2 protein-coding genes are annotated in these 2,329 nt (G+C 43.3%); both read left to right on the forward strand.

What is annotated here, in order from left to right:
• The first annotated feature begins 251 nt into the window (after positions 1-251).
• On the forward strand, positions 252-1,970 hold the full coding sequence (locus VMW39_01860; GenBank protein ID HUW22765.1) for an ATP-binding protein: 1,719 nt from the start codon (positions 252-254) through the stop codon (positions 1,968-1,970).
• Complete coding sequence (locus tag VMW39_01865; protein ID HUW22766.1) at positions 1,967-2,326, forward strand: response regulator; 360 nt, start codon at positions 1,967-1,969, stop codon at positions 2,324-2,326. Before VMW39_01860 ends, VMW39_01865 begins: the two co-directional genes overlap by 4 nt.
• The last annotated feature ends 3 nt before the right edge of the window (positions 2,327-2,329 follow it).

Raw genomic sequence — 2,329 nt, forward strand, 5'->3', positions numbered from 1 at the left:
TTCCCGGCAGTTAGTGCTATGCCCCTGATGTTAGCTAATGGACTTAAGTTAAAGAAATTTGGTGCCTAATGGAACAAGAGGTATGAAGTTAGGAGTAGCGAAGCGGAGCTTCGCAATTATAACGTCCCGATTCATCGGGGCTACTCCAACTAACTATGCCATAAATGGCATAGCTTTTATTTGGCTTTTTGCGTTGACTTTTATGGTCATATTTTGTATATTTAGGATGATTTTTTTCATTTAGAGGCAAAATGAAAGAACCTACCTATTTACGTCCTTTGAGATGGCTGACAATATCCATCTTCCTGGTAATGTTAGTAGTTTATAGGCTTACCGAAAACTACCTCAATCGAAATCTATCTACCGGCTGGGCAACGGTTCTATCAGTTACATTTTCGCTTATTGGAATTGCCATACTTTTAATCCTTGTGTTTAGACTTATTTATGGACAGATATGGAAACTGACTCTTTCTCAGAAAAAGCATGAAGAGATGGCCGGTCTCATTAAGAGATCAAAGGATGAGCTGGAAGAGAAAAATATTGTAATTACCCAGAAGATGAATGAGCTGAAGACTTTGGATAGGATAAGTAGAGCGATGGCCAGCACTATGGACCTGGATAGGATACTGAATACAATATTAGAAGGTGTAGCAAAACACTTAAATTTTGACCGCGCAATAATCTGCCTGGTAAACGAAAAACAAGGATTTATTGAGGGCAGACAGGCGATGGGAGTGGCTCGGGAGCTTCTTTCAGATTTAAAAATTCCATTGGCAGATGGGCAAAATCCCATTGTAAAGACAGTTAAGGATGGAAGGCCATACATTATAGCTCGAGTTGGTGAGGGAGGGATGCATTTACAAGAGCCTGTTTCCCATCAAGTGAGAAGATTAGGCTCCACACAAGAGGAGAGCAAAGCAGAAGTAAACTCACCTCCGATTTATCAGGGCGGAACTACTTCCAGCCAGGAAAGGACTTATGGTGAGATTTTTGCCGGACTTGAGGGAAGAGTCAATGCAATGGCTTCAGTGCCTCTGGTAGCCAAAGAGAGAGTAAATGGAGTTCTGTTAGTAGATAATTTGCATAGCGGACGTCCCATAGAAGAGGAAGACCTTCGCTCCCTGGTAACTTTCACCAATCAGGCCGGACTGGCCATAGAAAATGCCAGATTATATGATACTGAAAAGAGATTCAGCGAAGAGTTACGTCACCAGGTGGAGCTGGCCAAGAAAGAGCTGAAAGAGGCACAGGCTCATTTAATTCACTCGGAACGCCTGGCTGCTGTAGGAGAGATGTCGGTGATTGTGGCTCATGAGGTGAGAAATCCGATGAGCTCAATAAGAAGTTGCGCGCAACGAATACACAAGGCGGTGGAAGAAAAAGACCCTAACAAAAAATATACTAATTACATTATGCAGGAAGTAGACCGCCTGGAAAGAATTGTTAAGGATATGCTCACGGTTACCCGTCAGCCCAAGCCAAATTTGGTGGAGGAGAACGTTAACAGGGTAATTGAGGAAATTCTGCTACATATGGATGATGAGATTAGAAAGAGCGGAACAGTCCTTACTAAGGAACTCGACCAAAATCTACCTGCCATACTGGTCGACCCTGCTCTCTTAGAACAGGTCATTTTGAACATGATTCAGAATGCGCTCATCTTTATGCAGGATAGGGAGAAAAAAGAATTAAAGATTGCCACTGGCCAGGATAAGAGATTCCTCCAGATTAGAATTAGCGATACCGGCCCCGGCATTCCTGCCCATAACAGAAAGAGGGTATTTGAGCCTTTCTTCAGTACGAAACCCCAGGGTACAGGTCTGGGTTTAGCTATATGTCAGAGAATAATTCTTGCCCATGAGGGGAAGGTAGAGCTGGAAAGCGAAATGGACAAGGGGACTACTTTCATCGTAAACCTACCGATGAAAAGAACAAGAAAGAAAGAAGAAGAGAAAGGGTTACAAGTATGATGAAGAAGATATTGATTGCCGAAGATGAAGAGGTTCTGCGTGAGGTGTTTAAGGATGAACTGACTGAGGAAGGATACGATGTCCTGGAAGCGAGAGACGCCAAGGGAGCTCTCCACTGTTTAAGTAAAGGGGAAATAGACCTTCTCATCCTTGACATCAAGCTTCCTGATATGAGTGGATTGAAGTTGCTGGAGCGGATCAGGAAAGGGTATCCTGCCCTTCCCATTATCGTCTGTACTGCTTATGATACTTTCAGGAGTGACTTTGAGATATGGGCTGGACACATTGCCGATTACATTGTCAAGCCCGTAGATTTGGAAGTGTTGAAGGAGAAGATAGGAAGAATCATTGGATAGGTG

Source organism: bacterium, assembly GCA_035530055.1.
Lineage (GTDB): Bacteria > UBA6262 > WVXT01 > WVXT01 > WVXT01 > WVXT01.